This window comes from Lyngbya sp. CCY1209, assembly GCF_055795065.1.
On the sequence record NZ_JAYFER010000439.1, the window covers coordinates 1 to 17,681 of the forward strand.

Sequence of the window (17,681 nt, forward strand, 5' to 3'; positions counted from 1 at the left end):
CCGATCTCTTGACGGATGTAACGAAAACCGCGATCGCACCCCTTATATGGCGGCACATTTTCCCATGATGTTATGGTACGTCAAATCGGGTAAAAAGTCAAGGGGAAATTGACACCAATTTTGTCGGCAAGCATGACTCTGAGTCCGGCGTTGAGAGCGTTATCCACCCCCATTCAAGCGGACTCAGGGTGGCGGGATTTGTAATAAAAATTTATACATCCGTATCGACTTTGGTAGGATACTAGAATCGGGGGAAAAATTGGAGGCTTAGTTGATGAAAACTAAACGGCTGCAAATGTTCCTGATCCCGGGATTGACGTTGGCTGCTGTCGCCTGTGTTCCGACATTTGAGGTAGCGGAACTCAGACACTATCCCGTGGATAACCTAGAGGGAATTGTCGGGCGATCGCAACTTCAATTCGACCCGGATATCAGCAGTGACGGCAACGGTTCCGTCAAAATTATCGCCCCCCAACCGATAACCGTTCCCCTCTACGAAACCGGAGATTTAGATATTGAAAATACGCGCATTTTTTACCAAGCAAAACTCAAAAGCCGGGACTTGCAAGGGAAAGCCTATCTGGAAATGCTCTGCCATTTTCCAGGCAAAGGCGAGTTCTTTTCCAGGGCGTTAAATTCCCCTTTGACGGGAACCCAAGATTGGACTTCCCAGGACACCCCATTTATCCTCCGTCCCGGAGAAAACCCCGACCATATCAAACTCAATCTCGTCATCGAAGGGACGGGGACAGTTTGGATCGACGATATCCGACTGGTTGAAGGGAAGTCAACCTCTTCTATACTTGGTCAAAATTAATCATTTTTGTCCATTGTTTCGATCAATGAACTTCACTTGACACTTGACATCCGATAAAAGTTTATTCTAAAATTAGATGATTGTTGGTTATGATGATTTTTTGAAAATGAAAAAATTGACTGCAATTATCAATTTAATAGCGTCGATTACTTTGGCAATTTATCCTCAAATTGTCCGGGCAAATCCCCGTTCCGCTGTCGTGGAAAAGATTGTCGATGGCGATACCGTCGTTTTCAATGAAGGCGGAACGTCGAGGACGGCTCAACTGGCTTGTATCGACGCCCCGGACTGGGTGAATGGATCGCCCGAACCCCACGCCGAAACTTCAAAAAATCGCTTAAATTCATTGATTCCCGCCGGTTCATCAGTTCAATATTATGATTTAGGAACCATCGGTGGCGGCAGAGTATTGGCCGTAATTTTCAAGAACAATCAAAATATTAATTTGCAAATGGTAGCAGAAGGACAAGCCCGCTTACACCGGAGTTATCGACAAACCTGTAACAGCTCTGCCAATTCTTTGTCTGAAGCGGAAAGCGCCGCCCAAAGTCGTGGTTTGGGGATCTGGCAGAATTAATTGACTCAATTTCATCTACAATCAGACAGAATACCCAAATCATCGACTCGTCCATCAGTCAAAACCCTTCTCTGTGAAATCACAAATCAAAAGCGGGAAATCCCCTGCCCAAACCCGAAAACTACACCGGCCCCAGAACTTATTTTGAATTCCTGCAAACGGTGCAGAAGCAAGGGGAACACGGCCGCCGTTTCGGATATAAAACCATCAACACCGACGTTCTCGGCTGGTTGATTAGTCGGGTGACGGGAAAACCGCTCACCGAGGTTTTATCGGAAAAAATTTGGAGCAAAATGAATGCGGAAATGGATGGGTTTTTTACGGTGGATTCCATCGGAACGCCCTTTGCCGGCGGCGGGTTAAATGCGGGGTTGCACGACATGGCCCGCTTCGCACAAATGCTCCTCGATCGCGGCAGAGTTGGCGATCGCCGGATCGTCCCCGAATCGGTCATCCGCAACATCCGCCAGGGGGGCGATCGCCGCGCTTTTGCAGATGCCGGATACTCCTTACTTGAGGGTTGGAGTTATCGAAGTATGTGGTGGATCACCCACAACGAAAACGGGGCTTTTATGGGCAGGGGCGTCCACGGTCAATCTCTCTATATCGACCCCACAGCCGACATGGTAATCGCCCGTTTTGCCTCCCATCCAACTGCCGGCAATGCGGCGAACGACCCGACGACACTCCCCGCTTATCAGGCCGTCGCCGATTACTTGATGGAGCGCGATCGCGGCGCTTAATTCAATCTACGGCAGTCGCCACAACGCCGGGAGTTGGACATGGGGAAAACCCAGCGATTCCCTACCGAATCGGAGAGCGATCGCGGATATAATCGACCACCACATCCGACATTAAAAATCCGGTATCCACCCGATTTTTTGCCGTTTTAAATACTTCGTAACCGTCGCCACCATCCATCAAAAAACTATTGCTAATCACCCGGTAAGTTGCATTCAGGTCGAGAGGTTTTGTCGTCCCGTCCGGGCGAATAATGTCAACCGATTTAACCCGAGAACCGGCGGGGGATTCCGGGTTCCAGGCGAACCGAATTCCCGCCACTTGGGGGAAGCCACCCTCTCCCTCCTCGACCCCGCTGACGCCGTGTTCCAAAGCTTGTTTGATCTGTTCTCCGGTCAAGTCCATGCGGGCAATCGTATTGCCGAAGGGAAGCACTTCGATCACCTGGCCGACGGTGACATCTCCCGCCGGAATACTCGACCGAATTCCCCCGCCATTCACGATCGCAATTTCCCCGCCGTCGGGCCGCATTTTCTGGAGAATTGCGTCGGCAATCAAGTTGCCCAAATTGGTGTCTCGGCTGCGGACATTGGCGCGGTCGCCGTCGAGCAATTTCTCAGTTTTTCCGATGACCAAATTTCGCAGTTCTTCCAACGGTTCTTTAAACGCCTGCAACTGGGTTTCAAATGCCTCGTCGGCGGGGATCGTCCCTTCCACAGGATGGGGGGAACCGGACCAGGCGATCGCCCGCCCCCGGCCGTCGAAGCGAACTTGCAAATCCCCCAAATATTTGCCCCATTCCCAATCCGTCACCACCAAAACCGGGTCGCCCTCGGGGGAGATTTCGACCACCGGATAAGGTTCGTCGGCACCGGGCATATTCCCCAAAGGCGTGTGGGAATGACCGCCGATAATCACGTCAATTCCACCCACATTCTGCGCCAATTCCAAATCTTCAAAAAAACCCAAATGGGTGAGGGCGATAATTTTATTAACGCCCTGATCGCCCAGGGTTTTAACCGCCTCCTTTGCCGCCGCAATCGGGTCGGTAAATTTCACCCCCTCCCCCGGACTGGAAAGAATCGGCGTCTCTTCCGTCGTCAACCCAAAAATCCCGATTTCCTGCCCGTTGACGGTCAAAATTATCCAGGGTGCGATCGCACCCGCCAGGGGGGAATTAGCATCGATCTCCAGGTTAGCCGAAAGCAGGGGAAATTCCGCCTCTTTAATAAAATCCGCCAGGGGTTGTTGTCCCCGGTCGAATTCGTGGTTTCCCACCGCCACAGCGGCGTAATTCATCTGATTGTAAAACGGCAGATCCGCCCGGCCGAGATATTGATTAAAATACAGCGTCCCCTGGAAGATATCCCCGGCGTCGAGCAAAAGCGTCGGTTCTGGCGAGCGGGAACGCAGGGTATCCACCAAGGTTTTCCGGCGAGAAATGCCCCCCAACAGGCGATCGCCCACTTCCACCGCTTCCAGGTGGGCGTGGTGGTCGTTGGTGTGCAACAATCGCAAGCTGAAGTCCTGTTTTTGAACCAAAGTATTGTGAAAGAAAAGACCGGCAACAACTGCCCCGATAAAGAGAACGGCATACAACCGCACGGCCCACTTCATAATGCCTCCTGGCGAGTATTGGGTGATGCAAAATGGCGTTGATACGAGCAGATTTCTCCTCTTTATCATTGCCCAGATCCGGACAGTTTGAAAGGAGGTCGGGAGGCATTTCGGGCTTGACCCCCAACACCCGGGTTTCGAGGCGGTGTGGCGGGATTTCTATGCCTGTCTCGGGGACGGGCAAACGCAGGAAAAATTGCCCCCAGCGGCGCGGGAGAGGGTTCGGAACGGCGATTTCGAGTCGATGGAATCGGGATATTATGCGGTTAATTCCGGCGGCTTGGGGTCGGGCTGCGGCACCGCGGCCCCATCCAACACCACCTGGGGAACTTCGTAGTGGGTTCCGCCGAATAGGGACTCCAAATTGCTTTCCTCCGGCGTTTCTCCCATCACCTTAAATTGTTCGGGGTTGAGGATCAGATTTTCATACTCGACCCCGCCCTCCTGAGTGGAGTTCGGAAGCGTCAGGTCCACCGAGTAACTTTCTCGGGGATGTTCGTAACATTCCACGACGGTTCCCACGGTTCCCGGGGGAACAATCCGGCGTCCGAAATGGGCTTGAATTTCCGAAAGGGTTTGAATTCGGTCGTACAGTTTGGCTTTCATCTGTTTTTGTCTCCATTTTTGAACGGGTCGGAATCATGAACGGAACCGGGACTAACAAAACAACCCTTCCCCGACGGGCGGGGAAGGGCCGAGCTTAGAGTCTCGCTTTCTCAAGCCAATCAGGTTCGAGCCTGATTTTCCAACAAATCTTGGACGGGTGATGAACGACGCGAGCAATTTCTACAATCGTTTTCATCACGTTGTCAATCACCTACCTACTCGGTTTGGGACTCTTTCTCCGAAGACTGTTCGCCTTCAGGTTTGCGATTGTCGGTGCGGGTGAAGCGTTTGTGAGATGAGTTGGGGTTGAATCTCTTACGATACTGGCGTGCATTGGCCAGGTTGCGTTCAGCCTTCTCTTTTTTTAAATTACGACGCTTGGCCATCACGATTACCTCATTAAAGACAGTGTTGGGGGCGAAGAAGTCCTTCACCCCGACTCAGTTTATCGGTGCAGGAGTGGCAGAAACGGTTTTGAGACGTTTCTTATGACTCATCGGTGACTCCGCCAATTTGAATCTCGCTGTTCATGTCCCCCCTTGTTGCATCACCGACTCGATGCACTTGACGCTCCCTACCCTCCCCTGGGCGGGAATTCCGGGTTCTTCGATGGCGTGTCAATTTTCGGGATTTCGAGTCCCTCAATTGAATTGGGGTGTCCATGTTGTTACTGAGCTTGTCGAAGTATCCCGACGCTCACCTCTGGGGTAAGCGCGGGACTGGTAGCCCCCCGAACCCCCCGTTCGTTAATAATCTCTGGAATAGCTATTGCGCTTGCGACCGCCATCAGGTGACGCTTTCTTTTCCCGGGGGCGGGCTTTGTTCACCTTCATCGCGCGACCCATCCACTCGGCGCCATCGAGTTCTTCGATGGCGCTCTCTTCCTCTGTGGGGGTGTCCATCTCGACAAAGGCAAACCCCCTGAACTTCCCGGTTTCGCGGTCTTTGGGAAGGTGAACCCGGCGAACCGTACCGTACTCACTGAAAACTTCCGTGAGATCTTCTTGAGTGACCTCGTATGCGAGGTTGCCCACGTAAATCGACATTTGTGTCCTCCAAAATCATTTAGAACTGAGGGGGGTGAGACTCCGGAGGAACGTCTGTGAATACCTTACGGCAATAACCAGCTAAGATGAACACCAAACTTTACCACCGAATAAATGATTCTCAGATCATATCTTAACATTGCCGGGACGGGTCAGGTACAGGACAATCCTTAATTTTCTGCCTCCGACCGGCGGGAGTGGCCGGCGATCGCCACATCCGGGTGTCTGACCTGGAAACAGGGATGCTAAGTATCCCATCGATTATCCCCGGGGGTTATCCCCGGCTTTAAGGATACGCTCTCAAACCCTTGATTCCAACGGAGAGGGAGGGATTCGAACCCTCGTTAGAGTCACCCCTAAACGGCATTTCCAGTGCCGCGCCTTCAACCGCTCGGCCACCTCTCCAGGGGAAGTAAAAATTTTAATTTTACCCACAAGATAGATATCTTATCAGAAACGCGGATGATCTGACAAGCATTTTTCCAAAATTTTCTCAAATCAGCTCCGGGGAGGGCGATCGCCCAGAATCGGTAGCCGGCGGGGACTCGAAAGCGAAACGCCCGCCAGAAGTCGGGAGCCGGGGAAACCCAAAATCCCTTATTATAGAAAAGTTTGACGAATTCGGAACATCGATATTTATGCCGAGCCATCATACCATTCGCATCCACGATCGCCAACGGGATGAGACTTACTGCGTGCAAGTTCCGGACGATCGCTACATCCTGCAATGCGCGGAAAATCAGGGGGCGGACCTGCCGTTTTCCTGTCGCAACGGGGCCTGTACCACCTGCGCGGTGCGGGTGATCTCGGGGGAACTGTACCAGCCGGAGGCGATGGGACTGTCTCCGGAACTGCAAAAAGAAGGATATGCCCTGCTGTGCGTCAGCTATCCCCGCTCCGATTTGGAGGTGGAAACCCAGGACGAAGACGAAGTTTACGAATTGCAGTTCGGTCGGTATTTTGGTAAGGGTCGAGTGAAAACCGGACTGCCTTTAGATGAAGATTAGCGATCGCCAGTTCAGGTTCGTCGCCATCGGGATTTGGGTTCTGTTGTGGGGGATCGTCGGGGTGGGATGTTCCCCGGCCCCCGAAATGCCCCGGGGGGAGACGGTGCGGGTGGAGCGGGTGGTCAGCGGTCAGACCCTCGAAATTGTCGATCGGGGGGCGGACATCCCGGTATTGCGGCGGGTGCGACTGATCGGAATCAGCGCCCCGGATCTGAGGCAGGACCCCTGGGGCTCCCAGGCCCAACAGAAGTTGGAAGAATTGTGTCAGGGACGGCAAGTGCTTCTGGAATGGGATGAAAAGAAAGAAGATCGCTACGATCGCCTCATAGCCTACGCATGGCTCGACGGGCTACTCCTGAACGAGGAACTGGTCAAGGGAGGTTACGCCCTCGCCGACGGGGGCATTTACAATACCAAATATCGCCGGCGCCTGGAATACGCCCAGAGCTGGGCTCGAATCATGGGGCTGGGGATCTGGAATCCCCGAGAGCCGATGCGGCTGACCCCGAGGGAATTTCGCAACCAGCCGAATTAGGAAATTAATAATTAACAATTAATAATTAATAATTATGAATCGAGACGAATTGAAAAATTTTTTGGATCTCGCCACCCTGGCGGCCCGGGCGGGGGGTGAAGTTCTCAAGTCCTACTGGGGCAACTTGGAAGAGATCCAGGAAAAGGGGCGGTCGGGGGATCTGGTCACGGAGGCGGACAAAGCCTCGGAAGAGGCGATTTTGGACGTCCTGAAGCGGCACGTCCCCGGACACGGGATTTTGGCCGAAGAGTCCGGGAGTTTGGGGGAGAGTTCGAGCCGCTACCGGTGGGCAATTGACCCCCTGGACGGCACGACCAACTACGCCCACCAGTATCCCGCATTTTCCACCTCCATCGCCCTGTCGATCGACGGCGTGCCCCAAGTCGGGGCGGTGTACAGCCCCTTCCACGACGAACTCTTCCGAGCCGCCCGGGGGCTGGGGGCGACCCGCAACGCCGAACCCATCCGCGTTTCCAAAACCGATTCCCTGGACAAAAGCCTGTTGGTGACGGGGTTCGCCTACGATCGCCGGGAAACCGCCGACAACAATTATGCCGAATTTTGCCACCTGACCCACCTCACCCAGGGCGTGCGGCGCGGCGGTTCCGCCGCATTAGATCTAGCCTACGTCGCCTGCGGGCGTCTGGACGGCTACTGGGAACGGGGACTCTCCCCCTGGGACATGGCAGCGGGGGTGGTGTTAGTCCTCGAAGCCGGGGGGCGGGTGAGCGCCTATGATCGCGGCCCGTTCCAAATCGAATCCGGGCGCATTCTCGCCACCAACGGAGCCCTCCACGACCCCCTCAGCCGCGCCCTGATGGAAACGCCCCCCCTCTCCTCCTGGTGAGGCTTTGAGGTGCCTTCGGGGACTGCCAAGTGCCGGGTGAGTGTGTCAAAATGCGATCAGAAGCGATCGCCCAAAACCCAATTCGAGTCCGGAGCGCCAGGGCAAATATCTCGGAGAACTTGAAGGCAACCCTCCCGGTTGAGATCCCAGCGATCGAGATCGAATTTGTGCGTCTGTCAGCACCGCGACCGACATCTCCCTACACTCTCGATTATGCCCGCTTCTGGTGCCCGCTCAATTGTTGCGATCGGGTTCGGAATGAAAACTTCCCGCCACATTTTTTAGGCAGAAAAGGCAAACTACTATGTCGTTTGAAATCAACCAAGGATTATTCCAGTTCGGATTTACAGACAACCACGCCATTTTGGGGGTCAGACCCGACGCGGACTTCAATACGATCCGGAAGCGGTACATGAAAATCGCCCGCCGTTTGCATCCGGATACCTGCCCCTTCGACGATCCCCGACAAAAGGAACTCGGGAAACAATTGTTGGCGAAATTGGTGAGTCCGGCCTACAACCAATTTTCCAAAGAAAACGAGCGGCGGGAATACGAATTGTTGCTGAAAACCATGGGCGATCGCGTCGTCAAAGAACAGCACACGATGCGACTGCACGGCGAGGCTGCCGCCCAACTCCGCACCGCCGGAAATTTTCGACAACTCTACGATACCCTGCTCGAAGAACGGGTCGAGCAGGAGTACGAATCCCCCGAAAAGGCCTTGGAACGGATCGGGGAAATTAGCGAGTTGAATTTGGTGTATTTGTTGCGATCGCGACAGGGAAGCGCCCCACCTCCTCCGCCACCCCCCGCAAAAAAGCCGGAACCAGCCCAACGGCCGACACCCCAGCCGAAAGTGTCGTTTGTCGATAAAGCCTGCGATCGCGCGGCGGCTCTTGCGGAAACCCAAAACTACGCCAGTGCCATTTTAGAACTCAAGGACGCGGTGAAGCGGGAACCCAACCACCCCCGCTGCCACGGACTGCTCGGGTCCATGTATCTCAAACAAAAACAGCCCAAGTTGGCGACCCCCCACATCAAAAAAGCCCTGCAACTCGACCCCGCCCAACCCGAAGCCCTCGAAGCCAAAAAGGAACTCGACAAGATGGGCGGCACCTCCACCGGGAAGGGCAAAACGGCCAGGAACTCGAAAGGCGGCAAGAAATCCGACAAGGGCGGCGGCGGGCTGTTCGGGGGGCTCTTCGGCGGTGGCAAAAAAAAGTAAACTGAAGGACGGAGGGCGGACGGGTGAGGCGGGAAACCCGGTTTCTTGGTATCCTGCGATCCGTCCCCTTGTTTGCACATAGATACTGACATGATTCATCAACCCCCACCGGGTGCGCGAGATCTGCTCCCTCTCGATGTCGCCCAAAAAATTTGGATCGAACGGCGACTTCAGCAGGTGTTCCATCGCTGGGGCTATCACCGCATCATCACTTCCACCCTGGAGCGGCTCGATACCCTGATGGCCGGGGGGGCGGTGCGGCGATCGACGGTGATCCAGTTGCAGGACGCGGAAAACGAAGGTCTGGGACTGCGCCCGGAACTGACGGCCTCGATCGCCCGGGCGGCCGTATCCCGCATGGGCGAGGCGGACGGGTGGCCGAAGCGGCTGTACTACAACGCCAATATTTTCCGCAAGGGCTCACAGACGGGCCACGGCACCCAGTTGGAATTTTACCAGGCCGGGGTGGAACTCCTCGGCGCCGACGGGGTGCGGGCGGACTCGGAAATCGTGCTGCTACTGGCGGACTGTCTGCGATCGCTCGACTTGCAAAACCCCCACCTGATTTTGGGGGAGGCGGGGCTGACGCGATCGCTGCTCTCCCCCTTCCCGGAACCGATACGCGATCGGGTGCGGCAGGCGATCGCCCACCTGGACCGGATCGGGTTGGAAACCCTCCCCCTGTCCCCGGAATTGCGGGAGCGAGCCTTATTTTTATTCGACCTGCGGGGCCGTCCCGAGGATGTCCTTGCCCGGGTGTCCCAATTGAATCTGGACCCCCCCCAGCGGGAAGCCCTCAACGAGCTCAAATCCCTCGTCGATCGCCTCAACGAATACCGGCGGTTGCTCGGCGATCGGCTCCCCCCCCTGTCCCTGACCCTGGATCTGAGCCTGATCCAAACCTTCGACTACTACACCGGCATCGTATTCATCGCCGTCAGCGACAGCCAGTCCGGCGGGCGCATACTCGGCCAGGGGGGCCGCTACGACCAACTCCTGGGACTCTACCACCCCCAGGGGGAGACGAAACCCAGCATCGGCTTTTCCCTCAATATCGAAGAACTGCACCAGGTGCTCTTGGGGATGGAACAACTGCCCGCCGACATCCCGGCCAGCGATTGTCTGGTGGTGCCCAAAACCCCCCAAGCCGAAGCCGCCGCCTTCGCCTACGCCGAACACCTGCGCGATTCCGACCCCGAGGCGCGGGTGGAGATGGAATTGGGCGGCGAGGAGGATTCAGAAAAGGTGCGGAACGCCGCCCGAATGCGGGGAATTTCTCAGATCGCCTGGGTGGATGTGGACGGGACCTCCGAGGTGGAACCATTGATCATTGATAATTGATAATTGATAATTGTTAATTATTAATTGCTAATTGCTCTGGCCGAATCGCGACTCTCGGCAATTGGCGATCGCGCCGGAATTGAAAAAAAATCCTCCCCCGGTCGCTTTGAGAAGATATCGGGGGAGGAAAAAGAGAGCAGTTCGGGAAAAGGATTGGAATATTAGACTTTGGACTTGTTGCGACGGGAGCGGCTGGCTAAGGCCAGACCCACCACCGCCAAACCGGAAAGGGTCGCCGGTTCGGGAACGCTGGCGGCGGGTGTCGTCGGCGTCAGGGCATTCAGACGGCCGTACAAGGAGGCTTGAGAGGTGCCACCTTCTTGGGAGATAAAGAATGATGTTAATTTGAACTCTAAAAATACAATATCCGGAGGTCGATTGATTTTCCTAGCGTGAAATTACGGAACTTTTGCGATCGCCGCCGTCACAAATATCACAAGATAGTTGAGTGAAAATACTGACATCCGGTGTCGGAGTGTGGGAAAAACCCGCGATCGCGCCCACTGTCGCCCCGTTGGGGGTAAGCTGTTGGAGAGCGTTTGTGGATTGACGATGACAACGATTAACGAGAATTACCTGAAACTCAAGGCGGGCTACCTGTTTCCGGAAATTGCCCGTCGGGTGAATGCCTTTGCCCAGGCGAACCCGGAGGCCCAGATCATCAAACTGGGCATCGGCGACGTCACCGAACCGCTGCCCGACGCCTGCCGCGCGGCGATGGTTTTAGCCGTCGAGGAAATGGGCGATCGCTCCACCTTCAAAGGTTACGGCCCGGAACAGGGTTACGCCTGGTTGCGGGAGAAAATCGCCCAACACGACTTTAAAGCCCGGGGTTGCGAGGTGGACGCGGAGGAAATCTTCATCTCCGACGGGTCCAAGTGCGACACGGGGAACATTCTCGACATTTTTGGCAAGGATAACAAAATTGCCGTCACCGACCCGGTTTATCCCGTCTACGTCGATACCAACGTCATGGCCGGACACACCGGACCAGCCAACGACAAGGGCGAATACGAAGGGTTGGTGTACCTGCCCGTCACCGCCGAAAATAATTTTACGGCCGAACTTCCGGGCGATCGCGTCGATCTGATTTACCTGTGTTTTCCGAATAACCCCACCGGGGCGACGGCGACGAAAGAATACTTGAAAAATTGGGTCGATTACGCCCGCGCAAACGGTTCGATTATCCTGTTTGATGCGGCCTACGAAGCGTTTATTACCGACCCCTCTTTACCCCATTCGATCTACGAAATTGAGGGGGCGCGGAACTGCGCGATCGAGTTCCGGTCGTTCTCGAAAAATGCCGGTTTTACGGGCACCCGCTGCGCCCTGACGGTGGTTCCCAAAACCCTGACGGCGAAAGCCTCCGACGGCTCGGATGTGGAGCTGTGGAAGCTGTGGAACCGTCGCCAATCAACCAAATTTAACGGGGTTTCTTATATCGTCCAGCGGGGCGCGGAGGCGGTCTACTCCGAGGCGGGACAAACCCAGGTGAAAGAGTTGGTGAGTTTCTATTTGGAAAACGCCAAAATTATCCGCGAGAAATTGACCGCCGCCGGACTGACGGTTTACGGCGGTGTCAACGCCCCTTATGTCTGGGTGAAGACCCCCAGCGGCCTGTCGAGTTGGGACTTTTTCGACAAGTTGTTGCAGACGTGTCATGTGGTGGGAACGCCCGGTTCCGGTTTTGGCGCGGCGGGGGAAGGATATTTCCGAATTTCCGCGTTTAACAGCCGGGAAAATGTGGACGAGGCGATGAAACGGATTACCGAGAAATTTAAGGTCTAAGATCCGGAGCCGGTTTTTGTAGGGAATCGGGAATGGGGAATAGGGAATGGGGAATGGGGAGTTTTAAAATTTCCTACACCCTACACCCTACACCCTACACCCTAATCATCAATTACAGACTGATTTCTGCCTTGTTTTTTTGCTTCATATAAGGCGCGATCGGCTCTCGAAAGCAACTGTATGGGCGATCGCCGTTGGGAGGGAATTTCGGTAGCAATTCCCAGGCTGATGCTGACGCGAGTGAAGTCGGCTGGAATGGAACCGGGGGGGATGTTCAGATTAAAAATTGCCCGCTGCATTTGTCGGGCGATCTGAATGCCCCCCGACTCCGACGTATTGGGCAAAAGGACGACAAATTCTTCGCCACCGTAGCGTGCGATCAGGTCGGCGGGGCGTTTGAGACACCCTTTTAATGCCCGGGCGACTCTTTGCAGACATCGATCTCCAGCGACGTGCCCGTAGGTGTCATTATAACATTTAAAATAATCGATATCGCACATGATAATTGTGAGGGGTTGTCCCTCCCGCTGGAGTCGGAGCCATTCCTGTTGGAGATAGCGATCGAAGTGGCGGCGGTTGGCGATTTCGGTGAGGGCATCGGTGTTGTAAAGTCGTTCGAGTTCCCGGTGAGCCATTTGGATGCGGCGGTACAATTCGGCTTGTTGAATGGCGATCGCCAGTTGTTCCGTTAGTTGCTTGAACATCTGGATTTCTTCGGATATCCAGTGCTGGGTTTTGGGGGAGTGGTGGGCGATCAGAAGCCCCCAAAGTAGTTCGGTGTCGATCCAGATGGGGAAGATCAAATGGGTTGGGGTTTGAAATTGTTGCCAATCGATATTGAAAGAACCGTTGATCGACCGATTCCGACACGAATCGGCGATCCGGCGAATGTCGGATTCGATGGCGGGGGCGATCGCCATTTCTGGGGCATCCGCATCCGAAATTTCTCCGGATATGGGTGAAGAAACGGCAATGACGTTGCCATTCCAGTCCCCGTTGAATCGATAGATCGCAATCCGATCCGTGGAAAGAACTTTGCACACTTCGGCGACGGCCGTATCGAGAATTTCCTGCAGGTCGAGCGATCGCCGAATGCGATTGGTAATGGTAGACAAAAGATGTTCCCGTTCCGACTGTTGCCGGAGCGCCAGTTCCGCTTGTTTAAGAGAGCTCAAATCTCGGACGTTGACGATCACGCCTTCCACCGTTCCGTCCGGTTGCAACATGGGAGAATAGGTGACACCGAGAAACTGATGTTGTTGTCGGTAAAAGGTGAACCAACTGTCATAGCGGACCACTTCCCCGGTTAAACAGCGGTCGAACCGAGGCTTGATTTTCGTTTTAAATGTCTCCGCGCCCAAAACCTCCGAGATGGAATGTCCCAACACTGCCCCCATCGATTTGCCGGTCAAATTCAGATACTTTTGATTGACAATTTGATAGATATAGTTGCGGTCGATGAGGGCGATTCCTTCCGCCGTGGTGGAGACGATACTCTGAAATTGTCGCAGACTGTCTTCGTACTCTTTGCGATCGCTGATGTCGATGATAATCCCGTCCCAGGCATTGCCCGCCGGCGTAGACTGGGGTTGGGCGTGGCTTTCGATCCACTTCAATTGACCTGATGGCGTGACGATGCGTCCTTCCCAGTGCCAGGGCGAAAAGTTTTTGATCGCCTCGGCATTTGCGGAATGGTAGGCGGGCAAATCTTCCGGGTGAATTAAATTGATAATGGAACGGGCATCTTCGATGACGGTTTCCGGTTCCAATTCAAAAAGATCTCGGACGCGGGTACTGACGAAGGTGAAATGGGGAGGTTGGTCAGCGGTGGAGGGGAAGAAGCGGTAGACCATACCGGGCATATTGGCGACCAAAGCCTGAAATTTTGCTTGACTATTTTGGAGGGCAATTTCGGCCCGTTTGCGTTCGGTCACGTCGCGGGAAATACACAGGATCGACGCGATCGCACCATCCTCCGTCATTTCCGGAGCGAGGGCCATTTCAAAAGACCGCCAACCCTCGGGGGTTTCCGTTTCCAATTCGACGATCTGCCTTCGTCCGGTGTCGAGCAATCGCAAAGCCGCCGCCTCCCAAGCGTCAACCATCGCCTCCGAGAGTCCAAATTCTCGACAACTTTTCCCCAAAAAAACGTCCGCAGAAATGCCGGTGAGCCGAGTTAAAGCGGGGCTAACATACAAGTGTTTCAATTCGGTATCGAAGCGCTCGATAATATCGGGGGAATTTTCCACGAGGGTTTGGTACTGTTGCCGAGAATTTCGCAAGGCAGTTTCGGTCAGTTTTAGGGCGGTGATGTCGGCGACGATGCCGATAAAACCGATATTGATATTGTCGTCATTTTTCAAAGCCGTCGCCTGTCCGGCGACCCAAACGATCGCCCCGTCCGGGTGGCGAAACCGATATTCCATCGAAAATTCCCGGTTGTCCCGAACCGCCGCATTCCACTCGGCAAAAGTGGTCGAATAATCGTCGGGGTGGAGGGTACTTTTCCACCCCTCTCCGGAAGCCTGCTCGGATGTCAGTCCCGTCAGTTCGCACCAGCGATCGTTGACGTAGGTGCAAGCCCCCGTTTCATCCGTCAAAAAAATGCCGACGGGCGCACATTTCGAGAGTTGCCGAAATAATTGTTCCCGCTCCCGCAATGCGGCTTCCACTTTTTTTCGTTGCCCAATTTCCCGTTCTAATTTGCGGTTTATTTTTCGAGTTTGTCGGGCGTAACGCCGCGATCGCAACCCCAGATAAACGGAGAGCGCCAGCATCCAAGCCATCACGGTTCCCCCCCACAAAACGACCTGCGGCAGGGGCGATCGCGCCCCTTCAATCCAAGCCGGGGTGGGATAAATTCGCACCAGCCAATCGGCGTTGTAAGCCCGGACGGTCGCCGTTTTTTGAAACGGAGAGGAAGGGGAAATCCCCTGAGTATAGACCAGTTCGCCCCGGTCGTAGATGCGAACTTTGTACCGGGGTGAAATTTGGAGGAGGCCGTCAAATAGGGCTTGAAATTCAAACACGCCGATGATGAATCCGTCGAAGCGATCGCCCTCTGATTCGAGATTTTCAGCGTTTACAAATAGGGGGGCGATCGCCAAAAATCCTTGCCCGCCCTGGACAAGGGAAACCTTGCGGGTGAGGATGATTTCTCGCAGGTTGCGAGCCACTTTCAGGCTAATTCGACGGCGGCGTTCCTGATTCAAATTGAAATTTTGTGCCGCTTCATTGCCTTCGAGGGGAACGATCCAGCGGACTTGAAAAGACGGATCGACCCATTCGATCGCCCGGTAGCCGTAGGCATCCCGGATAATATTCGACGCATCCGCCTCCCAGAGGGGGCGAGGCGTTCCCCCCTCACTCTGCCAGCGTTTCGCCATCTGAGTCAGATTCAAAATTCGGCCGGATAATTCTCGATTCAGAATGGCTTGAATTGCGTTAGCTTCCTGTTGGACGAGTTGCTCGATGTGCAGGTGTTCTCGGATGGAGAGTTGCCGCCACAGCAACAGGACGGCGACCGTGGCGACCGCGCCGATTAAAAACGGTATCCAGAAGTCTCGGGGGTGAATTTTGATGGATTCAAGCCACTGATGCCAATACCGTCGTTTCACCGGAGTTGCCCCCTTCCGCCTTCAAGATCTCGATCTCGCGCCGGATATTGATACATTCACCGCCACCGTGGCGATCGCTCAATTCTCTCTCAATTTGTATGATACACCGATTTTTTTGGACTGCCTAATTCTCCCGATTCTTCGACTCATTCCCGTGAAAAGTTTTCGGTCTGGGGGAGGAGGGCTGCCAACAGGAGCGTCAGGTCGTCGTCGGTGCGTTCGGCGACCCGGGGCGATCGCAAAAATGCCGTCAATTGTTCCTCGGCTTCGGCGCGGTCGGCGATCGTTTCCACGAATTGAAATAGGGGAGAAAAGAAGGGGGCGTGGGGGGTCCCCTGCGGCATCTTCAACGCCAACATCTGCAACCCGTCGGAAAACATTGCCAGATACTTCGGCGTGCCGGACCAGATGTTGACCTGGGCCGTTTCGAGGGCATCGGGGGAAATTAAAAAAGTCGTCTCGTTCAGATATTCGCCGCTGGCCGGAGTCGTCAGGGCGATCAGATTTCCCTGTCCATCTTCGACAACTGCAGCCCCGTCTCCGACCTGGGCGACGGCGATCGCCGAGGGGGTCGCGACCCCCAAAATTAACGTCGTCGCCAGTTCCCGAACCGGCACGTCGCGATCGCCTGCTTCGGCTTTGATCGCTTCTTTCGTCCGCCCGACAACCTTCAACAGTTCGGCGTTCCAGTCCGGTTCGCCCTCGGAGGCGGAGAGACAGTCCGCCATCAATTCCACCGCCGTTTTGACCGCCAGTTGCGCCCCCACGTCGGCCAGAGACGCCGAGCCGGCGCCGTCCGCGATCGCGACGATCAGGCGGTCGGACGTCGCCCGACAGATGTGGGCGTCCTGGCAGGGGAGCGCCTGTTTTTCGTGACTTTTTCCGGCGACGGACGCGGAAACAAGTTGCCAGCGGGGGGAATCTTGAGTCATGACGAATTCTCGAAGGGGCGAACTGGGGCGATCTAGACCGTTCCCCACCCCGGCGGCGGGAGGGCCACTTGTTCGTCAACTTTGGAGTGGGAGACGGTTTGCATACTCGCCGACAGCCAGATGAACATTTCCCGGAAGTCCAAACCCTTGAGTTTCAGGGGAGTCCGCTGCACGATCTCCGCCAGACGCTCCATATTCGCCCCCTCCACCCCCACGGCGAAGAAGGCGACCTGTTTGTTGGCTTCCTCGTCCCGGATGCGGTTGGCGGCTTGTTCCGTGACGCGATCGCTCTCTCCCTGGGGTTCGCCGTCGGTGATCATGAACACCCAGGGCCGGTAGTAGGTGATGCCGTTGCTGCGATATTCGGCCTTTCTGGAGGCGATCAGGTCCAGGGCTTCGGCGATCGCGGTCCCCATGAAGGTCTGGCCCTGGGCGGTCAAAATGGGGGGCTCGAAGCGATCGGCGGTGACGAAATCCTGGGCGATCTGCACCCGGTTGTCAAAGGAGATCACCGCGATCTCCACCCGCTTTTTGGCGAGTTCGTCCCGGCTCAGGTCGTTTCTGAACGCCATCAACCCCTCGTTGAGGGCGTCGATGGGTTCCCCCTGCATGGATGCGGACGTGTCCAGCAGCAGGACGCAGGGACACCGGGGCTCCGGATTTTCGGCAAATTCAACCGCTTCCTCAAGTCTCATAAGTTCGGGATCTGACCTTGCATCTAACTAGGATACCGGAGTCTCGGGGATTTTTTCGCTCAACGCCGTTCCCGTTCGATGGGTAGAGTCTCGATCCAGGTGATTTGTTCCTCGGACAGGGGGGGGCGCGATCGCCCCCTCGTAATTGATGCGGAAGCGGTAGCCGCCGCGATCGGACTCGCCCCCAAACCCCCAATTCTGGGGGCTTTGATGCCTCATTTCCCAATGAACGATCGCGATCGGACTCGCCCCCAAACCCCCAATTCTGGGGGCTTTTATTCCTCATTTCC

The 17,681-nt window shown here is 55.3% G+C and carries 18 protein-coding genes and 1 tRNA gene; 10 read left to right on the forward strand and 9 right to left on the reverse strand.

Going from position 1 to position 17,681, the window contains the following annotated elements; all coding sequences use genetic code 11:
- Positions 1–274: 274 nt before the first annotated feature.
- From AC0QHF_RS13395 to AC0QHF_RS13405, 3 genes are all read left to right on the forward strand, one after another.
- Positions 275–817: a hypothetical protein gene (locus AC0QHF_RS13395; RefSeq protein WP_324704720.1), complete on the forward strand. Its 543-nt coding sequence runs from the start codon at positions 275–277 to the stop codon at positions 815–817.
- Positions 818–923: 106 nt separating this feature from the next.
- Positions 924–1,394, forward strand: a complete 471-nt coding sequence (locus AC0QHF_RS13400) for a thermonuclease family protein (RefSeq protein ID WP_324704721.1) — start codon at positions 924–926, stop codon at positions 1,392–1,394.
- A 104-nt stretch (positions 1,395–1,498) separates the two neighbouring features.
- The gene (locus tag AC0QHF_RS13405; protein ID WP_324704736.1) at positions 1,499–2,137 is read left to right on the forward strand and encodes a serine hydrolase domain-containing protein; all 639 of its coding nucleotides are present in this window, start codon (positions 1,499–1,501) and stop codon (positions 2,135–2,137) included.
- A gap of 61 nt (positions 2,138–2,198) precedes the next feature.
- Here AC0QHF_RS13405 and AC0QHF_RS13410 read toward each other — a convergent pair whose 3' ends face one another.
- The 5 genes from AC0QHF_RS13410 to AC0QHF_RS13430 form a co-directional block, all read right to left on the reverse strand.
- Positions 2,199–3,752, reverse strand: a complete 1,554-nt coding sequence (locus AC0QHF_RS13410) for a bifunctional metallophosphatase/5'-nucleotidase (protein ID WP_324704722.1) — start codon at positions 3,750–3,752, stop codon at positions 2,199–2,201.
- Between the two features lie 258 nt (positions 3,753–4,010).
- Positions 4,011–4,358, reverse strand: coding sequence for a DUF4926 domain-containing protein (locus tag AC0QHF_RS13415; protein WP_324704723.1), 348 nt, complete (start codon positions 4,356–4,358; stop codon positions 4,011–4,013).
- A 215-nt stretch (positions 4,359–4,573) separates the two neighbouring features.
- The gene (locus tag AC0QHF_RS13420; protein ID WP_324704724.1) at positions 4,574–4,744 is read right to left on the reverse strand and encodes a hypothetical protein; all 171 of its coding nucleotides are present in this window, start codon (positions 4,742–4,744) and stop codon (positions 4,574–4,576) included.
- Between the two features lie 360 nt (positions 4,745–5,104).
- Positions 5,105–5,404, reverse strand: coding sequence for an RNA recognition motif domain-containing protein (locus AC0QHF_RS13425; RefSeq protein ID WP_324704725.1), 300 nt, complete (start codon positions 5,402–5,404; stop codon positions 5,105–5,107).
- A gap of 318 nt (positions 5,405–5,722) precedes the next feature.
- Positions 5,723–5,809, reverse strand: a tRNA-Ser gene (locus tag AC0QHF_RS13430).
- Between the two features lie 233 nt (positions 5,810–6,042).
- Between AC0QHF_RS13430 and AC0QHF_RS13435 the strand changes: the two genes are divergently transcribed.
- The 5 genes from AC0QHF_RS13435 to AC0QHF_RS13455 all read left to right on the forward strand — a co-directional run bounded on the left by AC0QHF_RS13435 (position 6,043) and on the right by AC0QHF_RS13455 (position 10,359).
- Positions 6,043–6,411, forward strand: coding sequence for a 2Fe-2S iron-sulfur cluster-binding protein (locus AC0QHF_RS13435; RefSeq protein ID WP_324704726.1), 369 nt, complete (start codon positions 6,043–6,045; stop codon positions 6,409–6,411).
- Positions 6,401–6,946 carry a thermonuclease family protein gene (locus AC0QHF_RS13440; protein WP_324704727.1) on the forward strand — a complete coding sequence of 182 codons (546 nt, stop codon included), beginning with the start codon at positions 6,401–6,403 and terminating at the stop codon, positions 6,944–6,946. Before AC0QHF_RS13435 ends, AC0QHF_RS13440 begins: the two co-directional genes overlap by 11 nt.
- 34 nt (positions 6,947–6,980) lie before the next feature.
- On the forward strand, positions 6,981–7,793 hold the full coding sequence (locus tag AC0QHF_RS13445; protein WP_324704728.1) for an inositol monophosphatase family protein: 813 nt from the start codon (positions 6,981–6,983) through the stop codon (positions 7,791–7,793).
- Between the two features lie 304 nt (positions 7,794–8,097).
- Positions 8,098–9,018 carry a J domain-containing protein gene (locus tag AC0QHF_RS13450; protein WP_324704729.1) on the forward strand — a complete coding sequence of 307 codons (921 nt, stop codon included), beginning with the start codon at positions 8,098–8,100 and terminating at the stop codon, positions 9,016–9,018.
- Positions 9,019–9,108: 90 nt separating this feature from the next.
- Positions 9,109–10,359: an ATP phosphoribosyltransferase regulatory subunit gene (locus tag AC0QHF_RS13455; RefSeq protein WP_324704730.1), complete on the forward strand. Its 1,251-nt coding sequence runs from the start codon at positions 9,109–9,111 to the stop codon at positions 10,357–10,359.
- A 161-nt stretch (positions 10,360–10,520) separates the two neighbouring features.
- On the opposite strand, the gene AC0QHF_RS13460 is transcribed toward AC0QHF_RS13455, so the two are convergent.
- Complete coding sequence (locus tag AC0QHF_RS13460) at positions 10,521–10,655, reverse strand: PEP-CTERM sorting domain-containing protein (RefSeq protein ID WP_324704731.1); 135 nt, start codon at positions 10,653–10,655, stop codon at positions 10,521–10,523.
- Between the two features lie 256 nt (positions 10,656–10,911).
- On the opposite strand from AC0QHF_RS13460, the gene AC0QHF_RS13465 reads away from it, so the two are divergent.
- Positions 10,912–12,147 (forward strand): LL-diaminopimelate aminotransferase, encoded by a 1,236-nt coding sequence (locus AC0QHF_RS13465; RefSeq protein ID WP_324704737.1) that lies wholly within the window; start codon positions 10,912–10,914, stop codon positions 12,145–12,147.
- 101 nt (positions 12,148–12,248) lie between these two features.
- On the opposite strand, the gene AC0QHF_RS13470 is transcribed toward AC0QHF_RS13465, so the two are convergent.
- The 3 genes from AC0QHF_RS13470 to AC0QHF_RS13480 form a co-directional block, all read right to left on the reverse strand.
- Positions 12,249–15,764, reverse strand: coding sequence for a PAS domain S-box protein (locus tag AC0QHF_RS13470; protein ID WP_324704732.1), 3,516 nt, complete (start codon positions 15,762–15,764; stop codon positions 12,249–12,251).
- 146 nt (positions 15,765–15,910) lie between these two features.
- Positions 15,911–16,696 (reverse strand): PP2C family serine/threonine-protein phosphatase, encoded by a 786-nt coding sequence (locus AC0QHF_RS13475; RefSeq protein WP_324704733.1) that lies wholly within the window; start codon positions 16,694–16,696, stop codon positions 15,911–15,913.
- A 32-nt stretch (positions 16,697–16,728) separates the two neighbouring features.
- Entirely contained in the window at positions 16,729–17,391 is a 663-nt protein-coding gene (locus AC0QHF_RS13480; RefSeq protein WP_324704734.1) for a vWA domain-containing protein, read from the reverse strand.
- A gap of 78 nt (positions 17,392–17,469) precedes the next feature.
- Here AC0QHF_RS13480 and AC0QHF_RS13485 point away from each other — a divergent pair.
- Positions 17,470–17,681 (forward strand): hypothetical protein (locus AC0QHF_RS13485; RefSeq protein WP_324704735.1); only part of this gene is annotated, 212 nt, incomplete at its 3' end.